19 protein-coding genes and 1 CRISPR repeat array are annotated in these 21,552 nt (G+C 56.5%); of the genes, 13 read left to right on the top strand and 6 right to left on the bottom strand.

The features are described 5' to 3' along the window. Window positions 1–27: 27 nt before the first annotated feature. On the bottom strand, window positions 28–477 hold the full coding sequence (locus FKG94_RS07100) for a c-type cytochrome (protein WP_142903515.1): 450 nt from the start codon (window positions 475–477) through the stop codon (window positions 28–30). Window positions 478–593: 116 nt separating this feature from the next. Next, window positions 594–1,079, bottom strand: coding sequence for a cyclic di-GMP-binding domain-containing protein, MshE-related (locus FKG94_RS07095; RefSeq protein ID WP_142903514.1), 486 nt, complete (start codon window positions 1,077–1,079; stop codon window positions 594–596). Window positions 1,080–1,380: 301 nt separating this feature from the next. Here FKG94_RS07095 and FKG94_RS07090 point away from each other — a divergent pair, with 301 nt between their 5' ends. Together FKG94_RS07090 and FKG94_RS07085 are read left to right on the top strand one after the other, a co-directional pair. After that, window positions 1,381–2,184: a MipA/OmpV family protein gene (locus FKG94_RS07090; protein WP_142903513.1), complete on the top strand. Its 804-nt coding sequence runs from the start codon at window positions 1,381–1,383 to the stop codon at window positions 2,182–2,184. 31 nt (window positions 2,185–2,215) lie between these two features. Next, on the top strand, window positions 2,216–3,124 hold the full coding sequence (locus tag FKG94_RS07085; protein WP_142903512.1) for a LytTR family DNA-binding domain-containing protein: 909 nt from the start codon (window positions 2,216–2,218) through the stop codon (window positions 3,122–3,124). Window positions 3,125–3,148: 24 nt separating this feature from the next. Here the strand turns inward: FKG94_RS07085 and FKG94_RS07080 are convergent, their stop codons facing one another. From FKG94_RS07080 to FKG94_RS07065, 4 genes are all read right to left on the bottom strand, one after another. Then, window positions 3,149–4,765, bottom strand: coding sequence for a M56 family metallopeptidase (locus FKG94_RS07080; protein ID WP_142903511.1), 1,617 nt, complete (start codon window positions 4,763–4,765; stop codon window positions 3,149–3,151). Between the two features lie 2 nt (window positions 4,766–4,767). Next, entirely contained in the window at window positions 4,768–5,154 is a 387-nt protein-coding gene (locus tag FKG94_RS07075) for a BlaI/MecI/CopY family transcriptional regulator (protein WP_142903510.1), read from the bottom strand. Between the two features lie 285 nt (window positions 5,155–5,439). Then, a CRISPR array of direct repeats spans window positions 5,440–6,384; the repeat unit is 29 nt; unit sequence GTGTTCCCCTCGGGTGTGGGGATAAACCG. A 177-nt stretch (window positions 6,385–6,561) separates the two neighbouring features. Then, the gene (locus FKG94_RS07070; protein WP_142903509.1) at window positions 6,562–7,587 is read right to left on the bottom strand and encodes a metal-dependent hydrolase; all 1,026 of its coding nucleotides are present in this window, start codon (window positions 7,585–7,587) and stop codon (window positions 6,562–6,564) included. A gap of 958 nt (window positions 7,588–8,545) precedes the next feature. Next, window positions 8,546–9,127, bottom strand: coding sequence for an NAD(P)H-dependent oxidoreductase (locus FKG94_RS07065; RefSeq protein WP_142903508.1), 582 nt, complete (start codon window positions 9,125–9,127; stop codon window positions 8,546–8,548). 88 nt (window positions 9,128–9,215) lie between these two features. Between FKG94_RS07065 and FKG94_RS07060 the strand changes: the two genes are divergently transcribed. From FKG94_RS07060 to FKG94_RS07010, 11 genes are all read left to right on the top strand, one after another. Then, window positions 9,216–9,806, top strand: coding sequence for a TetR/AcrR family transcriptional regulator (locus FKG94_RS07060; protein WP_218943466.1), 591 nt, complete (start codon window positions 9,216–9,218; stop codon window positions 9,804–9,806). Window positions 9,807–10,254: 448 nt separating this feature from the next. After that, on the top strand, window positions 10,255–10,461 hold the full coding sequence (locus FKG94_RS07055; protein ID WP_142903507.1) for a hypothetical protein: 207 nt from the start codon (window positions 10,255–10,257) through the stop codon (window positions 10,459–10,461). Between the two features lie 202 nt (window positions 10,462–10,663). Further along, entirely contained in the window at window positions 10,664–12,322 is a 1,659-nt protein-coding gene (locus tag FKG94_RS07050; RefSeq protein WP_142903506.1) for a phage tail sheath family protein, read from the top strand. An 11-nt stretch (window positions 12,323–12,333) separates the two neighbouring features. Continuing rightward, window positions 12,334–12,861, top strand: a complete 528-nt coding sequence (locus FKG94_RS07045; protein WP_142903505.1) for a phage tail protein — start codon at window positions 12,334–12,336, stop codon at window positions 12,859–12,861. A gap of 21 nt (window positions 12,862–12,882) precedes the next feature. Continuing rightward, window positions 12,883–13,611, top strand: coding sequence for a T4 family baseplate hub assembly chaperone (locus tag FKG94_RS07040; protein ID WP_142903504.1), 729 nt, complete (start codon window positions 12,883–12,885; stop codon window positions 13,609–13,611). Next, window positions 13,608–14,645 (top strand): hypothetical protein, encoded by a 1,038-nt coding sequence (locus tag FKG94_RS07035; RefSeq protein ID WP_142903503.1) that lies wholly within the window; start codon window positions 13,608–13,610, stop codon window positions 14,643–14,645. The genes FKG94_RS07040 and FKG94_RS07035 overlap by 4 nt, the downstream gene beginning before the upstream one ends. Then, window positions 14,642–15,868 carry a Pvc16 family protein gene (locus FKG94_RS07030; RefSeq protein ID WP_142903502.1) on the top strand — a complete coding sequence of 409 codons (1,227 nt, stop codon included), beginning with the start codon at window positions 14,642–14,644 and terminating at the stop codon, window positions 15,866–15,868. Before FKG94_RS07035 ends, FKG94_RS07030 begins: the two co-directional genes overlap by 4 nt. After that, the gene (locus FKG94_RS07025; RefSeq protein WP_218943465.1) at window positions 15,865–17,943 is read left to right on the top strand and encodes an ATP-binding protein; all 2,079 of its coding nucleotides are present in this window, start codon (window positions 15,865–15,867) and stop codon (window positions 17,941–17,943) included. Before FKG94_RS07030 ends, FKG94_RS07025 begins: the two co-directional genes overlap by 4 nt. After that, window positions 17,940–18,191, top strand: coding sequence for a hypothetical protein (locus FKG94_RS07020; RefSeq protein WP_142903501.1), 252 nt, complete (start codon window positions 17,940–17,942; stop codon window positions 18,189–18,191). The genes FKG94_RS07025 and FKG94_RS07020 overlap by 4 nt, the downstream gene beginning before the upstream one ends. A gap of 117 nt (window positions 18,192–18,308) precedes the next feature. Continuing rightward, window positions 18,309–20,330 (top strand): eCIS core domain-containing protein, encoded by a 2,022-nt coding sequence (locus tag FKG94_RS07015; protein ID WP_342779063.1) that lies wholly within the window; start codon window positions 18,309–18,311, stop codon window positions 20,328–20,330. Next, window positions 20,327–21,475, top strand: a complete 1,149-nt coding sequence (locus tag FKG94_RS07010) for a hypothetical protein (RefSeq protein WP_142903500.1) — start codon at window positions 20,327–20,329, stop codon at window positions 21,473–21,475. The genes FKG94_RS07015 and FKG94_RS07010 overlap by 4 nt, the downstream gene beginning before the upstream one ends. The last annotated feature ends 77 nt before the right edge of the window (window positions 21,476–21,552 follow it).

The raw sequence follows: 21,552 nt of genomic DNA, 5'->3' as shown, positions 1-21,552 counted from the left end.
GGGGTGGCTGTTTGTAAGCTCTGTATTTTAATAAAAACTTGGATAGTAAGTCGGCTCGTACTTTTCCAATTCATAGTGGGGTTGCAGGAAAGTCACCAGGTTGGCCAACTGCTCCACCGTCATGATCGCATTGAAATTGGTCATCTTCGACTGACCGTTTTCCTGGATGACCTCCTCGGGGTAGCCTTTGGCAAGGCGGTGGGAGGGGTTGATAATCGAGGTGACCAGTTCGGCATAAGTCTTCACACGGGTTACCTTACCGCCCAGTACCACCGGCACTTCGGCGTCACTGTCGCTGGTACCCTCTTTGCCTTTAAGCGTATGGCAGGCGGTGCAATTGAACTCCTGGAACACGACTTCGCCCTTGGCGGCATCGCCGACCGGCAGGCTGAAGCCGCGGGGCGATTCGGGGCCGGTATCGCAACCTGCGGCCAGCAGGGTCAGGGGCAGTAATACGCACAGACTGAATTTCTTCATTGTTGTTCTCCTCGATAGGCGCAGCCGCTACCTTAGCCCAGCGCCGGGCGGGAGAAATTGATGCAAGACAATTTAAAGGTATTTTGCCGGTTCCGGGGTCCCGGGCCGGCGCGGGCTCAAAACTGGTACTTTACCTCGAACATGACGCTGTCTTCCGACCATTCGGCCTTGTAGCGCAGGCCCTCGCTGTTCTTGTCCACCCCGCCTTTGTACTCGCCTTTCAGCAGTGTCAGCAACGGCGAGTTGAAGCGCTTCTCCAGCGTCTTGACCAGGTCGACAGACTCCGTCTTGAGGCCGGCGCCCATGCTCGGCAGCATGTCGCTGCGGCTCTTCTCCTGTGATTGGGCCTGGGCCGACAGCAGTGGTGTCAGGATCAGTGTCGCGGCAACACAGATGCAGCGCATCAGCGTCTGGCGCCGCAGGCTGAGGGATAGTTGGCTGCGGCTAATGACCTGTTGGTCGACCAATATCTCGCCGAGGCGCTTGTCGCTGCGGCGCTGGGTCCGGATCGCGGCGGCAAGTTGTGAGCGGTTGACTAACCGGTGCCGGAGCAACAATTCGCCGATGCGGGGGATACGAAGGAATGGTGTCTTGCCTTTCATTGGGTACAACCTGTAATAACGCGGACAGACTTCGTTGACTTGGGACCTATTGTGCCAAATTCCGGCCCGCCAAACTGTCGACTGGGTGCATGTGGTTAGACGGAATCGATATGGATTGGCGGGCGTTCATGATCGGGCCGCGTACCGCTGGTGCAAAAGTCGGCGCGTTAGTGCAAAAGCGGCTGCTGCGCCCGGCGCAGGCCGGTAATTTGACGGTGTCCTTAATGCCGGCCCCGCTACTGCGGTGGCGCTTTCAGTCGGGTGAGCCGGTTCAATCAGCTATCAGGAGCACCAGACCGTCATGCGATTTTCAGTCTCTTATATTTTGGCAACACTTATACTTTCCCAGCCCGTCCTGGCCGATCCGTTATTGCCGTTACCGTCGATTCCGAGTATCGCGCAGGCGGACGGCTGGGCTTTTGCCTTCGGTGCCGCTGTCGAGTACGAAGCGCTCTACGACGGTGCCGACGACTACGATGTTGAAGCGGAGCCGGCGCTGTTGGTACAGTGGCGCGACGGCCACCAGATGTGGTTTTTGGAGGGTGCCGAACTCGGCTGGCGCGCGCTGCGCGGGCAACACTGGCTGGTGCAGGCGGGGCTGCGGCTCGAGGGCGGGCGCGACGAAGACGACGCCGACGCACTGCGCGGTCTTGGCGATACCGATGATGAGCTGACCGCGATGTTTGAAGTGCGGCGCGGTTTCGGCGCCAACTGGAACAACTGGCTGGGCGCGCGGGTGATGGCCGGCGATGGCGATATTGGCACGCTCGGCGTGCTGGCGGGCGGACACTACTTTGGCGCAAATGCAGTGGGTACCGGCCTGGAATTGATTGCTTTTACCACGTTTGGCTCGGCGGCATTTTTTGAACGGGATTTTGGCATCTCCGCGGCCCAGAGTGAGGCGTCGGGCCTGGCGCCGACACGGTTCAGTGGCGGCTACCGATCTTTCGGCGCGAGCCTGGTCGGGCGCTGGTTCCCGGCCGAGCGCTGGCAGCTCAGTGCCGAATTGGGTTACGAGAAATACAATAGCGACATAGCCGACAGCCCCATTGCATTGCGGGATTACGAAACGGAAGTGGGGCTGACGGTCGTCTATTTATTTTAAAGTCAATACATCATTAGCGGCGGCAAGATCGATGCAAAGGATTACCAACGGCACCTTGCTGGGTGTACTGCCCCTCGGGCGCACGCTTCCGGTGGCCGGCGTGGCCTTGGTTGTGCTGTTTGTCGTATTGCGCCCGGAGGCGTCCCGGGGTCTGGATAGTGTCGGGCGAGTGCTGTTCTGGTCGCTGCATATCAGTCTTGGATTGTGCGGCGTCTGGTGCGCGAGCTTGGCGATCGGCCGTCGCTGGGCGCAACGGATACCGGCGGTGCTGGCAGTACTGTTGACCGGTATGCTGGGCGCCGCCCTGGTGGCACCGGCCTATTGGGGATTGGAGCAGGTCTTTGCGGTGCCGAGCCAGGCGGTGCCGGACGACTGGCTGGATCGATTTGCGGAGCGCGGCCTCTGGCAGGGGCTGGCAGCCGAATATCTGGAAGTAGTGCCTTTGTTTGTCGTTACCTGGTTGGTGATGAATTTGCCGTTGCTGGTAGGTAAACCCCAGCTTGACGACCCGCCTCCGCCCAAGGGGCCGGACGGCAACAGTGCTGTGGCTGCGCCGGACCAACGCCAGCGGGATCGCGATGAAACACTGGCTCGATTTTACGCCTCGCTGCCCGACGTTTTAGGTAGAGATATTGTTGCGGTTTCCTCCGATCTTCACTACCTGCATGTTTACACTGCGCTTGGTAAAGCGATAGTGCTCGGTAATCTGGGAAATCTTGCCGAAGCGTTGGCGGACACCGGCATGCTGGTGCACCGCTCCCACTGGGTTGCCCATGCGCATCTGCGGCAAGTACAGATGGCCGGCAATGAGGGTTGCTGTGTGATGTCGAACGGTTTGCGTATCCCGATCAGCCGGCGGCGGCGCAAGCAGGTAAAGGAGCGCTATGGGCAGGGCGTGGTGGGATTGCATGAAGTGGGGCAATCCCGGAAGCTTGGTTAGTGGGGGGCACGGTCGGGTCGGCGGCTAAGACCCCTGCGTCTTTTTCCTGGCTGTCCGCGGCCGCTCGAGCCTGCAAGGCTCCTTCTCGTCGTACTGGGCGTCAATCTGCCGAATCAGATCCTTTAACCGTAAGACATTGCTGTAAGTATCGGTGACCAGTAGGGCATTGGAGCCGCCGTCGGCGGCCGCTACATTATACGGCGCCACCATGGGTCTGATAATGGGTAGGCGTTTCAGCGCACAGGCCTTCTCCATTTTCAGCAGGGCGGTGACAAACTGGTCATCGGGATAGGTTACGCCCTCCTGCATAACCGGTATTGGCGCACTTCGGATATCTTCCAGGGGAATCACCTGAATGCTGTCGTTATCCTTGTAGCTGGTGTAGCCGTTGATCTTTAGCAGCGACAGAAAATCGGAGTAAGTTATAGTGCCAAAGTCCTGATTGACTGCTATGGCTGCTTGCGTATGATCGGCGCCGATCAGTATCTTATCGCCAAAGCGCATGCCCATAGAATTCACCAGTTGGCCCAAGGTGATCAGCTCGGAGGCGTCAGTGGCGTTTACGGCAGACTGAACTTTTTCGGATGCGCCGTTTGCCGGCTGGATCACCGACAACACCCCTGCGGCGCTGAGAATAATGCCGGCCAGGATTGCAGTTTTCAGATTCAGGTGCTTGAATTTACCAATCATTTTCAGCCTCTCAACGAGTTCCGAGTGGGTTTCCAAAATACCCATCACCGGTGCGGCTGATGGCGTGGGCGGTAGAAAGTCAGATAGCCTGATCAGCGTATTGCCGTAGCGCCGGCGATCCGAATCCGGCAAGTGGCGCAATACCAGCGCGTCGCATGCCGCCTCCATATCCGCACGCATCAACCGGGAGGCGAGCCAGACCAGGGGGTTAAACCAGTGCAGGACCTGAACGGCAGTCACCATCCAGTTAAACAAGATATCCCGCCGCTTTATATGGGCGAGTTCGTGCAGCAGGATAAAGTTGAGTTCTTTATCGCTGAGTTGCTCTTCAATGTGGTAGGGCACCAGCAAGGCCGGCGACAGCCAACCCACCATCACCGGTGTATTGATATCTGCAGATCGGCGGATCCTTACCTCGCAGTCAAGCTTGAGTCTCGCTTTGCCGGCCGCCAGCAACTGCAGCAGCCTCGCTCCCGGAGGGCCGGCCCGTCGCTTGAAGATATAGTAGTCTTTGAGATTTGACAGAACGACGGTGCCGAGGCAGATAACGGCCGCCAGCCACAGCAGTGAAATGGCGGGCAGGCCATACTGGCTGATAACGTCCGCTTGGGGGGGCTCGGTCGCTAAGTTTTCGGCAGGTGGGAGCTGGCTCGCTACTGGTGTAGGCCTGTGTGCGGTGGTGGATTTAACGGCGTCCTTCGTTGCGGATGGTGCCTGATGCGCGTTGACTTCTACCGGCCTTGCAATTCGCCAATCGACTTGCCAGCCCAGGGGTGTGATCAGGCAAAATAAGGTGGCCATCCACAGGCAGTAACGCGCGGTGGTGGACAGGTTGTGGGCCAGGAATTTCCTCAAGGCGATAATTGCGGCGATTAGTGGCAGTGCTTTCAGTGATGTTAGCGCCAGCCAGACAACCAGTTCCGATAGTGCCTGCATAAAGGGTTCTATCATCGTCAATCCTCCCCGGGCTGGTCGGTATCGCTCAGCAACCGCTCCAGAGCCTTTTTATCTTCTGCGCTCAGGCGCCGGGTCTTGGTGAAATGGGCGACCATCGGTGCCAGCGAGCCGTCAAATACCCGCTGAACGAATGACTCGGCCGCGTAAGTGGTGCACTCCTCGCGGGTATAGGCCGGACTGTAGTGGTACACATTGTCCTGAACCGATTGTTTGACCATGCCCTTCTTAAACAGGCGCATCAGCATAGTGCGGACAGTTTTCGGGTGCCACTGCCGCGCCGGTGCCACTTTTGAAGCGATTTCGTTGACCGGGGCCGGCGCGCATTCCCACAGAACCTTCATCAACTCCCATTCGGTATCTGATAACTGGGGTGCTTTGGACATAGGTTTACCTTGTTGTCTTACAGTTGTAATCCGGTCTGATCTTACAGGTGTAAGTTTGTGCTGTCCATACTTTTCAGTAACGGCAGGTATTTTCTGTACCCTGGGTCTTGTCTGTAGGGGGCATTTATCGGGTTTTTATGTATGTGTGCTCTGTCCTATACATACAGGAAGCGGTGGAACAAGTTAAGATTCGGGTGGCGGGTGCTTTACTGTTGTCGGGTGTGGGAAGTGGGTAGAAGTTTGATTGTCGAGTTTGTTCTTTAAAAACAAATATATAGAGTTAGTGTGTTCCCCTCGGGTGTGGGGATAAACCCTCTGCGGCCAGGTCTACGATAGTTCGGCTACGGTGTTCCCCTCGGGTGTGGGGATAAACCGGTGTTAGCCTTGGCGGTTTCCGGGTCGCTAATGTGTTCCCCTCGGGTGTGGGGATAAACCGCGTCGACCGCGCTTGATATTGCCATGGTGTTAGTGTTCCCCTCGGGTGTGGGGATAAACCGTGTACGCCCTAATGACGAAACCGTCAACATGAGTGTTCCCCTCGGGTGTGGGGATAAACCGCATGGAGAGGCAAAACCAATGATAACGGGAAAGTGTTCCCCTCGGGTGTGGGGATAAACCGAGGTATAGATACAGCATCCCCTTTCTGAGGAAGTGTTCCCCTCGGGTGTGGGGATAAACCGCAAATTCCCCTATAGGGGAACCCTTTTTTTTGGTGTTCCCCTCGGGTGTGGGGATAAACCGAATTTTGATGAGCTGGCCCAGGCGTTAGCAGGCGTGTTCCCCTCGGGTGTGGGGATAAACCGCTTTTGATCAATTCGATCCAGACGTTCTTCAAGTGTTCCCCTCGGGTGTGGGGATAAACCGCTTTTGTCATCAGCGGTAAAGCGTGTCTCGAAGTGTTCCCCTCGGGTGTGGGGATAAACCGTGAAGCTAGTTATATTGTTGATAGCCAGTATAGTGTTCCCCTCGGGTGTGGGGATAAACCGGGGTCTATCACCAACCGGCCAATGGACCAGCCGTGTTCCCCACGGGTGTGGGGATAAACCGTACCTATCGTGATATTCGGGGCGGACTTTAGTGTGTTCCCCACGGGTGTGGGGATAAACCGGCATTGCGCCGCTCCAGCAGCGTAGCCCCCTGGTGTTCCCCACGGACGTGGGGATAAACCGGCGGGACAGCTGGCAGGCAATATAGGCACTATGTGTTCCCCGCGTGTGCGGGGATAGACTGCACACCGCGGAGTGCAAATATTTACATACAGCGTGCTCCCTACAGGGGGATAGCAGTCGCAATCCAGCGGCGGGGATCTATAGTTCGCTGTTTTTGCGGGCGCTGGCGGAAGTCCGAGGCAGCAGTCAAGATGGACTTTTTGAATGGTCGAACAAAATTGCAGTGCCAGGTATCTCGTCAGCCAGCCGGCGGTGTATTATCGATTTCGACAGTGGCATCCCAGATTCTTTGCCAAAGCAGAGACAACAACGACAGGTTCAATGGCGTCTCGACTTGCGTGGGTGGCGTTGCAATGGCGTGGGGATTGGATAACTCACCGACCTTAAACTGAAAGACATAAGTCGGCTCCAAGCCCATGCGCAAATCGCTGACAATCAAGTCTTGCTGTTGCTGCTTGACGGCAAAAAAACCTTTGCTGAACCACTGTAGACGCTTGACTGCCCATGTGTTTTCAATACCGACAAGCAAGTCGTTTTGGCTGCGGTAGTGACTAAAGCGAATAGGTTGATCGCCGTCGAATATGGAGTAAAAGCCCTCGTAATAACCGCGTTCGTCCATCACTACCACTCGCCATAGCAAAGAAGTAAAAGGTGCTGGCGTGGTAAAGAAACTTTGATGGGCGATAGAGTTTTGCCTCAGTGTTTGTTCCACTGCATCATTCACAACTAGCTTCGCTCCGACAGTCCATGACAAATAGAAACCACTTAATAGTAGGCCGAGTTGATTAATACGATGGCCCAGTCCGTTTTTCCGTTTTATTACCAGTGCTGCAATCATACCGATGAGCAAGGGTAAGGTGTAGAGTGGATCAATAATAAAAATGGTAGACCAGCTTACCGGTGTTGTGAAAAACGGCCAAAGTATTTGTGTGCCGTAGGCAGTAAAGCTATCCAGTAGCACATGGGTGGTGAAGACTAAGTAAATCAAGGTAAACCATTGCCATCGATATTGGCGTGTCTGCTTATGCAGGCGTGTAACCAGCGCCACGATTACCGGTGTTAGCAGCGCCAGTACGAACAGGGAATGGCTGAAAGAGCGATGGTAGGTGAAGTCGCTGACCGGATCGCCCATGGGAATAAAGACATCGAGATCGGGGAGAGTGCCGCAGATGCCGCCCCAAATAAGTGCGCGGCGGCCGATCTTCTTACCCAAAACGGCCTCGCCGACAGCGGCGCCGAGTACAAACTGTGTAACGCTATCCATCGTTGCTTCAATCTCTGGTATTTGACTACAGTGTCTTTATCGTCGATGTCGTGGGGTTACCGGTTATGACGATAAAAGTAGATTATGGTGAGGGGGCCAGGTGTCGTCAACTGGTGTCTTTAAGTCTCAGATTGCCAGTACTTTCCGGCGATACCCGGTATCGGCCTGATGTGGCATTAGTGCTAATGGAGAAGCGCGCGCATATGGCCCATAAATGAAAACCCTTTGCTCCAAGCTATTAGCGCGGGTCTACTGGAGGTTGCAGAAAAGATGCTTGAGATGGATCCTGACTATCTTGAGTACCCGGATGTTCGATCTTCAATTATAAATATTGTTCAAAAATCTGATGATAAAGACTACCGTGACGCTGTGTTGGGTTTGTTGTCAAAATATTGAAAGCTGAGTCCCTTGAGCAGGGTGGTGGTTGAGGCATGCCGACTTTTAGCAAAAGTAATTGTTTTCGACTTGGCCTACAATTCTCTTCCGGCCCGCTGCGTGCCCTCAGTGATTACTGCGGACAACACACCGCGCCCTCTATATCAATACGCCTTTCCCCTCCACGATCGACCCTTCCCACAGGAGGCTTTCCGCTTTCGCACCGATAGCCGGGCCTGTGTACTCTGCCGTCACCGGGGTCACCGACGACCAAGCCGCCCATTTCGGCACAGCGAGCCACCGTGATCAAAGGCCGATCGGCGAACACCGGCATAGGCCGTTCCCGTTCCTCTGGTTCCGCGATAACCAAAGGCACTTTTCGCCACTCCGTTTTCTCGGCAACTTCGCCCGGTACCGGTGGCTCTGCTTGCCTGTCGCTTCCGTCTTGGCGTGAGCAGGCAGAGACCGCGAACACGATGGCCAGCGCAGCAATCATTAAAAAGCGGACAGCGCCGCTCGCGTGGTGTTGTAGAAGTTTCATTGCGGTCGTTTCTCTTTGAGAACTTCGGGACAGTCTACCCAATTAAGCGGTAAAAATCTTCAACCCTATATCATGTGCCTTTCTCAGGCAGGTGTCGGCGTCTGCTTGGAACATCAGCTCTGATGTTTTAACGGGTGCCCCACAATAATTAAAAATTCCGTGATTGATCTGGGTTTTCATTGCACCGTAGTAGCCGTGACGGGCATAGGTACGCATATCCGCCCCTGCAATGGAAATGATATGGACTGGTAAATACTGCAACTTCTTAATGAGTCTGTCGCTTGAGGTATCATCATATGCCCAGCCATTGGTGAACACGCGGTCAATCCAACCTTTTAGCAGAGCCGGAAAGGACCACCAGTAAACAGGATGGACAAGAACCAGGGCATTTGCCCGGCTGATCCTTTGCTGTTCGGCAAGGACTTCGGGGCTGGGATCGGCCTTTCCGTGAAGGACGCATATGTCTTCTACTGTATAGAACGGGTCGAATTTTTCTGCGGCCAGGTCTGCGATTTCTGTGGTGTTGCCCTGAGCCTTGAGGGATACGCCGTCGGCTATCTGCTCTGCAACGCTATGTGTAAGGGACTTTGGGTTTGGGTTGGCAACGACAATAAGAGCATGCATAACTTGTACTCCTGTGAATTCAGTTGTCATTAGCTGAAACAATTGGTACCCTTATATACCATTAGTAGGTTACTCTTGGTATATAGTGGTGTCAAGTAAAGTACGGCAACGTCTCTCACGCGATGAGAGATATCACCAGTTGATGGGTGTGGCATGGACCATTGTTCGCAAAGAAGGTGCGGAGGCCCTGACGCTCGGGCATCTCGCAGAGCAATCGGGTGTGACCAAGCCGGTAGTCTATGATCATTTTGGAACACGCAGTGGTCTTCTTGTTGCGCTTTATCGGGAATTTGATGTGCGCCAGACCGCACTGATAGAACAGGCGATCAAAGAAAACTGCGGAACACTCGAGTCTTGTGCCAAGGCCATTGCAGACGGTTATGTGGACTGCGTTATGGCGCAAGCCAAGGAAATTCCAGGGGTTGCGGCGGCACTGGGTACCTTACCGGAATTGGAAAAAGTTAAGCGCACTTGCAAGACCGCCTTCCTTAAAAAATGCCAGGCAGCCCTGGCGCCTTTCTCACCTTCCGGTGCTGTTCACTTTGCCGGATTGCAGTCTATGTTGGGCGCCGCAGAGGCATTGTCCTATGCGGCGGCGGCCAAAGACATTACAGAGCAACAGGCTAAACAAGAGCTCCGCGCCACTATTACGGATATGGTTGCGAGACAGGTGGGATAATTTAAAGGGGGCGAGGCCGTAGTGCTCAAAGACCAAGCACTACGACCCCTTAATATGACCCCTTAATATGAACCCAGTAGTTGAATGGCGGCACCTGCGCCTCAAAAGAACTCGAACCCCCAAAGCCGCCAGGGGCCGAATCGATTAGCAAAGATCTCCTGAAGTGTTAATACCTTGGGCGAGAGGGTACCCGATAGAAAACGGCACGATCGATTCTGACCTAAAGCTGGTGGTCGCCATCAAAGTGCGCTGCTTTTGCCCCACCCCTTTGGCATAAATAACCTCTCAACTGCGGCAAAAATACCTCACCGATTTACTCTCGTGCTCCCCAATAGCGCTAAAACAGGGGATGTCAGGTTTTGGTACGAAGATTGCCCTATTAGTCTCCATGGAACCCGGGGACGCAGACGTCACCGCTGGGGACGTTAATAAAATAGCGCAAGAGATTATGGACTATCTAAGTCTCCACCCAACCGCATCGGACACCCTTGAAGGAATTGTGCGCTGGTGGTTGCGAGGTGATGATATCAATGTAGTCAGCGCGCAACGAGCACTCAATCATCTTACGAAGAAAAAGAAGGTGGTTGCCTATACGCGCGCTGGTGGCGAAGTACGCTATGCGTTAAAGCGCGTTGCTCCGCCCGACGTTTTATGACCTGATGCTTTTATCAATGGAAACGTAAAAATGGAACCACGCTATCGGCAGCCACACCCACTGTTCCTCTTATTCAAACCAACTTTTTCTCACGCAAATCTGTTGTTGCCGGACATCGGCCTCAGCCAACCTTGGCCGCTGTTATTTGATGTTGGGAATAAACGCTGATGATCACCGGAAATCGAGCTACAGGAGTATTGACATGCCAGTAACACCAACCTACCCGGGCGTGTATATAGAAGAAATCCCCAGCGGTGTACGCACTATCACCGGAGTGGCTACCTCTATTACCGCATTTATCGGAAGAGCCAGACGCGGACCCGTCAACGAGGCAAAAATCATCAACAGTTTTGGTGATTACGAAAGGCTATTTGGCGGATTGGATCTCGACAGCAGCATGAGTTATGCAGTGAGGGACTTTTATCTCAACGGCGGCTCGCAGGCGGTGATTGTGCGCCTCTATCACACTGATACCAGCGAAGGCGCTGCGCCGGCCAAGACCAGCTTCGCTGTCGGTGGCGCGGCACTGGAGGCGGCTTACGAGGGAGCCTGGGGCGCCTACCTGCGGGCGGAAGTCGATCTGGAGACGTCGGCGGAAGTTGCCGCCGGCCTCGGCCTGGATCAAGCCGATCTGTTCAATCTCACCGTTCGGGATGTCGGCCCCGGGGGCGACACGGAAACCTTCCTCAACCTATCGTTTAAAAACAGTCTGCGCCGAGTGGATAAAGTGCTTGAATCATCCTCCAGCCTGGTGCGCTGGGACGGTGTCTACCCCGAGGGTTCTCCACCGACGCCCGCAGCGGAAAAAGACGCTGTCACCCTGGCGGAGGAAGCACTCAAAGCGGCGCTCGAGGCGGACCCGGATGCTGACACGAGTGCCGAAGAGGCGGCGTTGCAGGCGGCGAAACTGACACTGGTGGCATCCAATGGCAGTAGCCTGGATGTCAATGATTTTACCGGCCCGGGTTTTGAGACGACCAAACAAGGTCTCTATGCGCTCGAGGACGTAGATCTGTTCAACCTGCTGTGCCTGCCGCCTTACAGCGGTGTCGATGCCGCCGGAAACCCCGCCGATATCGATAAATCCCTGGTCGCCAAAGCCAATGCCTATTGTGAAAAACGCCGGGCGTTGCTGCTGGTGGATGCGCGGAGTGACTGGACCGATAAAGACAGTGCGAAGCAGGGCATTACGGCCGGCGTCGGCGCCGTCAGCAAAAACGCGGCGGTATTTTTTCCGCGCCTGAAGCAACCCAACCCGCTGCGTGACAACCAGGTCGAGGCGTTTGTGCCCTGCGGTGCGGTAGCGGGAATCATGTCGCGCACGGACACCCAACGCGGTGTGTGGAAAGCGCCGGCGGGCATTGAGGCCACCCTGCGCGGCGTGCCTGAACTCACGGTGAAATTGACCGATGCCGAGAACGGTGAATTGAATCCCCTGGGCGTAAACTGCCTGCGCAGCTTTCCGGTGATCGGCAGGGTAGTCTGGGGCTCCCGCACGTTGAGAGGCGCCGATATTCTCGCCGACGACTATAAATACATTCCGGTGCGCCGCCTCGCGCTGTTTATTGAAGAGAGCTTGTTCAGAGGCACGCAGTGGGTGGTTTTTGAACCCAATGACGAGCCGCTCTGGGCGCAGATCCGTTTGAATATCGGTGCTTTCATGCACAACCTGTTCCGCCAGGGTGCGTTTCAGGGCACCACACCCAGTCAGGCCTATTTTGTCAAGTGCGATAAAGAAACCACCACGCAAAACGATATCGACCGCGGCATTGTCAATATCGTCGTCGGTTTCGCGCCCTTAAAACCCGCGGAGTTTGTCATTATCAAAATCCAGCAGATCGCGGGCGAACTTGAAGTTTAAAGGAGTAAAACATGGCTCAGTTTAGCGCTAATCCACAACGATTCGATCCCTATAAGAATTTCAAGTTTCGGGTCAAATGGGACGGAAGATTTGTCGCCGGTATCAGCAAAGTCGGTGCACTCAAACGCACCACTGAAATGGTGGAACATCGCGAGGGGGGCGACCCCAGCACCGTGCGGAAATCTCCCGGTCAGTCAAAGTACGAGGCCATTACCCTGGAGCGAGGGGTTACCCACGATCCCGAGTTTGAGAAATGGGCCAATAAAGTCTGGAATTTTGGCTCCGGTCTGGGTTCCGAAGTGTCGCTCAAGGATTTTCGAAAAGACATTATCATCGAAATGTATAACGAAGCCGGGCAACTTGCCCTGGCCTACAAAGTGTTCCGCTGCTGGGTATCGGAATACCAGGCAATGCCGGAACTTGATGCCAGTGCCAATGCCGTGGCGATACAGACCATAAAGCTTGAGAACGAGGGCTGGGAGCGAGACTACGAGGTAACCGAGCCGACCGAGCCCGAGTTTACGGAGCCGGAGGGTTAAGGGCCCGCCGGGAGCATGCCGATGAATACAGTCAGTGCTGCCGACATGCTGTCAGTCTGGGAGCGGGGCCTGAATCAATCGCCGTTGCAAAGAGCGTTGATTCTGCTGGTGGCCGCCTACCCGGACGTGAAGCCGGACGAACTTGCCAGGCTGAGTATCGGTGAGCGCGACCGCCGTTTGTTGCGGCTGCGACAGCGGTGTTTTGGTTCGCGCCTTGCCAATACGGCATTCTGTCCGGCCTGTACGGAGCGGCTTGAATGGGAGAATTCAGTGTCGGATATCTACGTCGCGCCGCCGCCGGCAGTATCGCAGGGCAACCAATTCGATTTCCACTCGGGTAATTACCATATTTTTTTTCGGCTGCCGAATAGCCGTGATATCGATCGGGTTCTGGGCCAGGACGATGCGCAGCAGGCGTTGATAACCCGGTGCATTGCGCGGGCGGAATGCGCCGGTAAAGCGCACCCGGTCGATAAACTGCCGCACGACATCATTCAGGCCGCGGGCCAGCACATTGAACAAATGGATCCGCAGGCGGAAATAAAGATTAATCTTGAGTGTCCGGCGTGTTCGCACCGGTGGAATGTGCTGTTTGATATCACCAGCTTTCTGTGGGCCGAACTCAGCGAATGGGCGCAGCGCACGCTGCACACCGTTTTCCGGCTGGCACGAGGCTACGGCTGGACCGAAAAGGACATTCTCAATCTCAGCGCCGTGCGCCGGCAGCTGTATCTGGGGATGCTGGGATGAGCAGTGGCTTTCTAACCAATTTGATTGGCCGCCACCAGGCCGGGGGCGATGCCCTGAGCGGCGACGTTGCTGCAACAGTACAACCGCGCCCGCAGGGCCGCTTTGAGGCCGAGCGCAGCGGGTTGACTACAGATTGCGCTGATACCATAGAGAGTCAGGGAGCGGCAGGCGAGTCGGTTGTGGATTCAGCGGCCGGCGCGGCAGTTAGGCTCGGACCTTTTGTTCAGGACGAGGTATCTCGGGAGCATGGCACAGAGACAGACCGGAATCCGCCTCGCCAAGACAGTGTCGGACCAGATGATCACTCTCGCCTCGAAGATATCAATAAACGTATCAGTGCCATCTCTGCGGCGCTCGGCCAGTCCGATGCCAGCCGCGAAGTGAGGCCGGTGGCGATTGACGACCAGGTCTCCCGTCAACCACCTGACCTGTCGTCGCATATTGAGCACGAATCGTCCGATCAACATTTCTTAAAAGAAAACGGGTTGCATGCCCGGATTGAGGAAATTTTACAGAGTTTGTCTAATCACCGGGTACCTGAGAGGGGCAATAGTGGAGAAGACAGACAGGCGCCTGCAGATATCAGCCGGGAAAGGGAGATTTCCCCTTTGCAACAAACATCTGCTCAGCCGGCCGCAGGACTGAGCGCGCCCGGCGATGTGGTAAATCCGCGAACAGATTTGGTTTCATTGAACAAAGCGCCGGAGCCGGCACCCGACCGACGTGCTTCTAACCCCGACTTCCCAAAGCAACGCGCTGATAACCACGACTCCGGCTCCGGAGTTTTTCAGGAAAAGGGAATGCTCGATACTCCCGACTGGGTAACCCGGCTGCGGGAAGATCTCGGTAGGCAGGTGCGCGATCTAAATCCACCAGCCGCTTCTGAGCCGGTGGTAAACGTCACGATTGGCCGGGTCGACGTTCGGGCAGTCCAGACGGAAACCGGCAAAGCAACTGCATCGAAGCGGAAACCCACGGGCGTTATGAGTCTAGACGATTACCTGAAACACAGAGAGCAGGGAGATAAAGCGTGAGCACGCCGGCGGCCCTAGCCACAGTGACTGCGACATTGCAGCATATTTTATCCGACGTTGCGCCGGGCACGGACGTGACCACTCAGCCTCCGAGTGTTGCGCGGAGCGGCAACGGTCCGCAGGTCAATATTTTTCTTTACGGCACCTATCACAACCCGGCATTCAGCAATGCGCCCATGCCGGGAGAGGCCCGCAGCGGCGAGAGTGCGCATCCGCCTCTGTCGCTGATTCTGAAGTATTTAATCACCGCTTACGGCGACAATGACGACGATATTTCCGGGCAGCAACTTATGGGGCAGGCAATGAGCCTGCTGCACGATCATCCGGTATTGGGTCGATCGGATATTGAAGGTATCAGCCCGGATTCGGACTTGCATCGACAGTTCGAGCGGATTCGCATCACACCGGACACCTTAACGCTCGACGATATGTCAAAACTCTGGACCAGCTTTCAGTCTGCTGAGTACCGGCTTTCCACCGGCTATGAGGTGTCTGTCGTGCTGATCGAAAGCGATCGTGACAGCAAAACACCGCTGCCGGTGCTGAAACGCGGCGCGGAAGACCGAGGCCCGGATGTGATGGCGGCGCCCGCAGCAACTCTCTCGGGCATACGTTTTCCCAACCAGAAACCCAGTGCCGAGCTGGGCGACAGGGTGACGCTGCTCGGGCAGAATTTAAGCGGCGACAATACCAGTGTCAGATTCGAGCACCCGCAACTGGCCGAAGCTATCGAGGTGTCGCCTGAACCTGGCGTCAGTGCGGCGGAGATGGAAGTCCGGCTTCCCGCATTGATCGACGATCCCGGGTTGGGGGCCCGCTGGCCGGCGGGCTTTTACGCGGTCTCACTGGTTATCCGGCATCCGGATACACCGGCCTGGACCAGTAACTCTCTGGCCATGCCCCTGTCGCCACAGATAACGTCGATCAGTCCGCCCTCCGCGCCCGCCGGAGATGTGATTCTCAGTATCGAGTGCCGGCCACGGCTTGTTGCCGGGCAAAAGGTTGTCCTGCTTTTTGGCGACCGGAGCATCGAGCCGGACTCCAGTACGACACCCGCCGACCCGACGGCGCCGACTACTCTGGTGTTTACCGTCGAAAACGCGATCGCCGGCATTAACCCCTATGTGTTGCGGCTGAGGGTTGACGGGGCGGACAGTATTCCTGTGGATTTTTCCGGCGACACGCCGGCATTTGCCGACAATCAAAAGGTGACGATAACGTGAGTACCCATAAGGAATGGATGGACAACAATGACCAGCACCTGGCGGCTACCGTAAACTGGGTTCGCCTGCGCCTGCAACAACTTGCGCGGTCCTCATCGGCAGGCGTGAAGAAAGAAAAGAAGACATCGAATTCCTGGTTCAGCCGCAGCAAAAAGTACGAAAATAAAATGCTCCCCGCCCCCCCTGCAGAGAGGGCCCGGGAAAATGTCGAGCAGGCGCGTTTGGAAATGACCAAATTTGAGGAGCAAAATCCGCCGCCGGCCCTGAATCTACTGGCCCAACGTCTGGGGTTGTCGACATTTGACTGCAGTGTTCTGGCCTTGTGTGCCGCGGTCGAGCTCGATACGAGAGTCGCCGGTCTCTGTGCCGAGGCCCAGGGTGATGTGAATAAGCCTTATCCCACCTTCGCCCTGGCATTTGTTTTATTTGAGGACGCGGGCTGGAATGCGCTGTCGCCGCATGCTCCCCTGCGCTATTGGCGCCTGCTGGAAATTCACCAACCCGGAACCCTGCCGTTGACCAGTGCGTCGCTGTGTGCGGATGAACGTATTGTCAATTATCTAAAAGGTTTGAATTACCTGGATGACCGCTTGACGCCGCTGCTCGACCCGATAACTGTCGAGCCTGAGACATTGCCGCCCTCGCAACAGCGAACGATAGATGCCATCGTTGAAAATCTGCAGCTTGGCAGTGCGGGTACACCGTTTATTGAACTCTTAGGCAACAATTCCGCCAGCAAACGCCTGATTGCGGCGCACGCCTCGGTGCAACTGGGTTTGAGCTTACAGTCGACCCATATAAAGTCCCTGCCTAACCAGGTCGGTGACCTGGAAACCTTTTTACGTCTCTGGGAAAGGGAATCCCTGTTGATGCCCTTGGCTCTGTATATTGTTGTCGATGGCGCCGGCGAGCAGGAAAAAGCGCAGCTAAATCACTTTTTGGATCGCACCAGTGGTGTCGTTTTCGTCGATCTGGACGGTGGTAACCTGGAGGCCCTTCGCAACCGTTTTTCTGTCGAAATCAATAAGCCGACGCCCGAAGAGCAACAACAGTTATGGCTGCAGTTTTTACAGGATCACGCCGGCGGTTACGCCCAACGCCTGTCTGAGCAGTTTTCCTTCAGCCAGAACGAGATTAAACACTTGGCCAGCACGGTATTGGAAAAGCTGGAGACGGCGGATGGAACAGAGTCGATCCCGAGCCCGAACCTGTGGCAGGCGTGCCGCGCTGCCGCCCGCGTTGGCATGGAGCAGCTGGCGCAGCGGATCGAAGCCAAGGCGCAGTGGGAACAACTGGTTTTGCCGGCAGAGCAAAAGGCCTTACTGCGGCAGATTACCGATCAGGTCGCTCAGCGCAATTGCGTGTACGAGGATTGGGGGTTTCGCGGGCAGATGAACCGGGGGCTGGGCATCAGCGCACTGTTTGCCGGAGAAAGCGGGACCGGCAAAACCATGGCGGCGGAAGTCATCGCCAATGCCCTGGAGCTGGATCTCTATCGCATTGATCTGTCCGCGGTGGTGAACAAATATATTGGCGAGACCGAGAAGAACCTGCGCAAACTCTTCGATGCGGCCGAAGATAGTGGCGCCATTTTATTCTTTGATGAAGCCGATGCGCTGTTTGGTAAACGCAGCGAGGTCAAAGACAGTCACGACCGCTACGCCAATATCGAGGTTAATTACTTGTTGCAACGTATGGAATCCTACCGGGGGTTGGCGATTCTGGCTACCAATATGAAGGCCTCGCTGGACAAGGCTTTTATGCGCCGGCTGCGGTTCATAGTGGATTTTCCGTTTCCGGGTATGGAGGAAAGAACGGAAATCTGGAAGAAAGTATTTCCGCCGGCCACGCCGGTGGATGAAAACTTTGATTGCCGGCGTCTGGCAAAGCTCAGCCTGAACGGTGGAAATATTCACAACGTGGCTTTGAATGCCGCGTTTATGGCAGCGCAAAAAGGTTGTGTGGTCACCATGCCTTTGGTGTTGAACGCGGCACGCATCGAGTACAGAAAACTGGAGCGCCCGGCCAAGGAATCGGATTTTACTTTGCCAAGTAGTCTGGAAGTGGTGAAATGAAAATCAACCTTCATATAGAGCGTTTGGTAGTCAGTGGTATTGATATAAAACCAAACCGAACCAAAGAATTGAAGTTGGCCGTCGAGTCGGCGTTGATGCGTAAGTTGGTAGATCATGGAGGCGCGATACAATCTCGCGGCAACTGCGGGACCCTTGATGGGGGGCTGGTATCGGGCAGTGCAACCGGTACTCCTGCAAATCTGGGCAACCAAATTGGCCGTGCTGTTTACCGGGGTATTGGCAAATGATTGTTTCAATCTGGATAAGGTCAAGCAACGATTCGCGGCGTCGTGCTTGTTGTCGGCGCGCCGCCACCGGCACCCCGTCCGCTGTGCATCGAGTGCTACGGTCGCCAAGTCCGGGGTATGGAGGGTTTGGCAGTGAATAAAGCGACTACCGCTCGCCAAGATGCCTCACCGCCGGTAGCGGGAACACTGCAACGCAAATGTGGCTGCGGGCAGCATATGAATACCGGTACCTGCTCGAACTGCCAAAGTAAACCATCGCCATCGAATGTACCGCCGGTGTTAAAGGCGAGATTGCGTATCAGTGGCGCTAGCCGGGCGTCGGACTCGAATACTCTCTCGTCGGTCGTAAACCAGCCGCTGAGCTCCCGGGGTCAACCTTTGGACCCCGGGGTTCGATCTTATATGGAGTCGGGCTTCAGGCAGGATTTTAGCCATGTGCGCGTGCACACCGGTGAGAGAGCCGCCAGGTCTGCGCGCGCTGTCAATGCTCTCGCCTACACCGTCGGCCGCAATATTGTGTTTGGAACGGGGCAGTACTCAACGCATTCGACCGGCGGTCGAAAGCTGCTCGCCCACGAACTGGCGCATGTAGCGCAGCAGGGGCGCGCTGCGATGAGTGGCGCACCGGCCGCAGTCGCCGGCAGCCGATTTGAGCATGAGGCGGATACCGCCGCGCGGTCTGTTGTCGAAGGTCGCAGGCCGGAGGTGTTGCAAAGTAGTTCCCGCCCCCTGTTTGCAAGGCAGCAGGCACGACACACGCTGCCGCAGGCAGACGGTTCGGAGGTAATCGTCAGCCGGTTTATCACGCCCGGAAACTGTCGCCTGCGACCGGAAACCCGTACTACCGTGAGCGGCGACATTACCCGCAGCGGGGCCTTTCTTGAGGTCACGTCATGCCGGGGTAATGTTTCCGGCGGCGGACGCGGGGAACTCAACTATGACCAGGCATTGAACGATGCCGGGCGGGCGGCCGCGAATCTGTTGACCAACCTCGCGGGCGGCCGCCCGCCCGGTGATGCGTTCGATACATTCCGCCGTGATATCTCCAACGTTTCACCGGAAGCACAACTCAGGTTCAATTTGGATTTGCCGGGCGTTCGCGCGCAGATTTCCGGTACCGCTTCGGGCAGCCTGGCGGGCGGCGTTTCCGGAACCGGCCGCGCGCGGGTCGAAGTTGATGTCGGCCCGTTAACCGTCGGGGTGGAGCCCTCTGTCACGGGTGGCACAAACGACCCCACGGAAGGCCGGGTAATGGTAACGGTCGGCAACCGTCGCAGCCGGACCGAACCCAACTGTTTCGTCTGCGCATGTTCGGAGCCGCAAATAGTTCACCGGTGTTCGCTGCGACCGCCGCCGCAGGCACCCGCGCCACGTCTTCAGTCTGTGATCATACCGTTGTTTTTTGAATTTGAAGAAACCACACCGCGGCCGGGCTGGGAGAGGCGCTACGCCGATATGCTGCAGCTGGCGGTCAGTCGCATCGGCCAGGGCTACCGGATTGAGCGAATTGTCGGCAATGCCTCGCCCGAGGGTGCGCAGCGACCGAGAAGCGCGCGCGCGCGATTTAGGGGGAATATCGACCTGGCGCAACGCCGGGCGCAAGAGGCGCGCGATGATTTGAACCGGGCGTTACAGGCCGCCCTGGGCGGTCTGCAAATGCGCGGACTGGCAAATATCCGTGCGGCGCTCTCCAGTCAATACCCGGTAGAGGGGCGCGGTGAGCTGTTCGGTACCGCAGGTACCGGGGAGGTTGCGGACCCCGCACTGCGACGACACCTGCAAACCACACTTCGAACCCCCGCCGCCGGTGAGGTTGATCCCCTGGAGGAAAGAGACGTTCTCAGTGAAGACTTACCGGCGGGGGTTCGCGCCGAAGTCGGCGGTGTCGTAGAAGATTTCCGCGCCGGCAACCGGAATCCGAGCGCACTCTTTCCGTTTTTCAGGCGCGCGCTGATTTATCTCGAACCACCGGCCCCGGTTGTTGATTTTCAGTTGTCCCCGGAGGCTATCAGACAGATTATCGGCGATCCGATTCCCTGTGCCGAGGAGCATATACGCGCGCTCACCAACGCAAACCCACTGCCGAGCACCGGTATGTTTCGCGGCGAACAGTGCAATCGTCCGGGGCAGCGGCCATGAAACCGATTTACGACGGCCAGACCCTGCTTAGGAGACAGGTGCGTTCTTCCGGGTCGGCGCAGGCCGGTTTCTTACAGCGTAAATGCGGCTGCGGCGGTCATACGCCGATGGGTGGGCCGTGCGGGAGATGCAAGAGCGGCGGCGGCAACAAATCCGGCGGGACTGCTGTAGCGGCCGCCCAGGGGACTGTGGATGACAGGTTTCATTCGCAGCGGCAATTGGCCGAAAATAATAGTCGAATGCCTGCGCCTGCCGGGCGCATTGAGCTTGCACGGCAGGCCGTCAATTTTGAAGAGGACCCCGTTCATCGACCACTTATCGATAATTACCGCCGCGCCACAGGACAGCCGGCGGACGGTGTCAATGAGTTCGGCCAACGTATCGGACCGACCGATGCGGAGTTGAAATATTCCGGGATTTTGGGGCGTGTCGGCGTAGCGCCGCGCTGGCTGCCGCCGGTAATTAACCGGCACAACGCTGCAGAGGCCTACTTTAATTCTACGCCTTTGATCGACCCCCCCGGCGGTTTGACGACACAGTTCCTCAATGAACGAGAAATCGAGGACAATTTTGACGTGGAAGCCGCAATACCACGCCCGGCCGTGCAGACCAGAAATGAGCGCGGCAGAACCTATTGCTGGTTTGATCGAGGGGTGAGTGTCACCGGCCGTACAACCATGGATATTTTTTCCGCCGGGCCGTGGAACTTCCAGATAACGGGAGCACAGGCCGACACCCGCTTTGCCAGCGCCAGTTGTACCGGGCGCAGCGGCCCCACGGTAATCCATGTGGATGGCAGTCCGAATGATCGGGCACTGGAGGAATTCATTCGCCTCGGTGAACTCGAGCATGAGAATGATTCGGAGCGCGCTTTTCTCAACACGATCGCAGCGTACGCCAGAAACGTCAATAACCTGGTGGGTGACACGGTTTACACCCGCGTTAGCGGAGCCGATCCGGCCGGCTGCGCGGCCAATCTGGCACGCCTCGAGAATCGAGACCTGTTAACCGACTTTGTGCTGCAGTTGAATGCGGCGACCGACCGCCGCCATGCGGGAGGCCGTCACACCTCATCGATAACGGGGCTTGTGGTCAACAGAGACTGCTCAACGGTTACGGTTACCATGGACGCCGGTACTTTATGAATTTTTATGAACCGGGCTATGCAACCCGGCCTGGTTCGCTGCGGATTATCAATGTATTGACAAGACTGTTTATCGGT

Source organism: Exilibacterium tricleocarpae (genome assembly GCF_007004655.1).
Taxonomy (GTDB): domain Bacteria; phylum Pseudomonadota; class Gammaproteobacteria; order Pseudomonadales; family Cellvibrionaceae; genus Exilibacterium; species Exilibacterium tricleocarpae.
Note: the sequence above shows the minus strand (reverse complement) of the source record. Positions and strands in the feature narration are given on the sequence as shown.

Coding starts and splice junctions, on each gene's coding strand:
- FKG94_RS07100 (WP_142903515.1), bottom strand. CDS start 477: ATGAAGAAATTCAGTCTGTGCGTATTACTGCCCCTGACCCTGCTGGCC.
- FKG94_RS07095 (WP_142903514.1), bottom strand. CDS start 1,079: ATGAAAGGCAAGACACCATTCCTTCGTATCCCCCGCATCGGCGAATTG.
- FKG94_RS07090 (WP_142903513.1), top strand. CDS start 1,381: ATGCGATTTTCAGTCTCTTATATTTTGGCAACACTTATACTTTCCCAG.
- FKG94_RS07085 (WP_142903512.1), top strand. CDS start 2,216: ATGCAAAGGATTACCAACGGCACCTTGCTGGGTGTACTGCCCCTCGGG.
- FKG94_RS07080 (WP_142903511.1), bottom strand. CDS start 4,765: ATGATAGAACCCTTTATGCAGGCACTATCGGAACTGGTTGTCTGGCTG.
- FKG94_RS07075 (WP_142903510.1), bottom strand. CDS start 5,154: ATGTCCAAAGCACCCCAGTTATCAGATACCGAATGGGAGTTGATGAAG.
- FKG94_RS07070 (WP_142903509.1), bottom strand. CDS start 7,587: ATGGATAGCGTTACACAGTTTGTACTCGGCGCCGCTGTCGGCGAGGCC.
- FKG94_RS07065 (WP_142903508.1), bottom strand. CDS start 9,127: ATGCATGCTCTTATTGTCGTTGCCAACCCAAACCCAAAGTCCCTTACA.
- FKG94_RS07055 (WP_142903507.1), top strand. CDS start 10,255: ATGGACTATCTAAGTCTCCACCCAACCGCATCGGACACCCTTGAAGGA.
- FKG94_RS07050 (WP_142903506.1), top strand. CDS start 10,664: ATGCCAGTAACACCAACCTACCCGGGCGTGTATATAGAAGAAATCCCC.
- FKG94_RS07045 (WP_142903505.1), top strand. CDS start 12,334: ATGGCTCAGTTTAGCGCTAATCCACAACGATTCGATCCCTATAAGAAT.
- FKG94_RS07040 (WP_142903504.1), top strand. CDS start 12,883: ATGAATACAGTCAGTGCTGCCGACATGCTGTCAGTCTGGGAGCGGGGC.
- FKG94_RS07035 (WP_142903503.1), top strand. CDS start 13,608: ATGAGCAGTGGCTTTCTAACCAATTTGATTGGCCGCCACCAGGCCGGG.
- FKG94_RS07020 (WP_142903501.1), top strand. CDS start 17,940: ATGAAAATCAACCTTCATATAGAGCGTTTGGTAGTCAGTGGTATTGAT.
- FKG94_RS07015 (WP_342779063.1), top strand. CDS start 18,309: ATGGAGGGTTTGGCAGTGAATAAAGCGACTACCGCTCGCCAAGATGCC.
- FKG94_RS07010 (WP_142903500.1), top strand. CDS start 20,327: ATGAAACCGATTTACGACGGCCAGACCCTGCTTAGGAGACAGGTGCGT.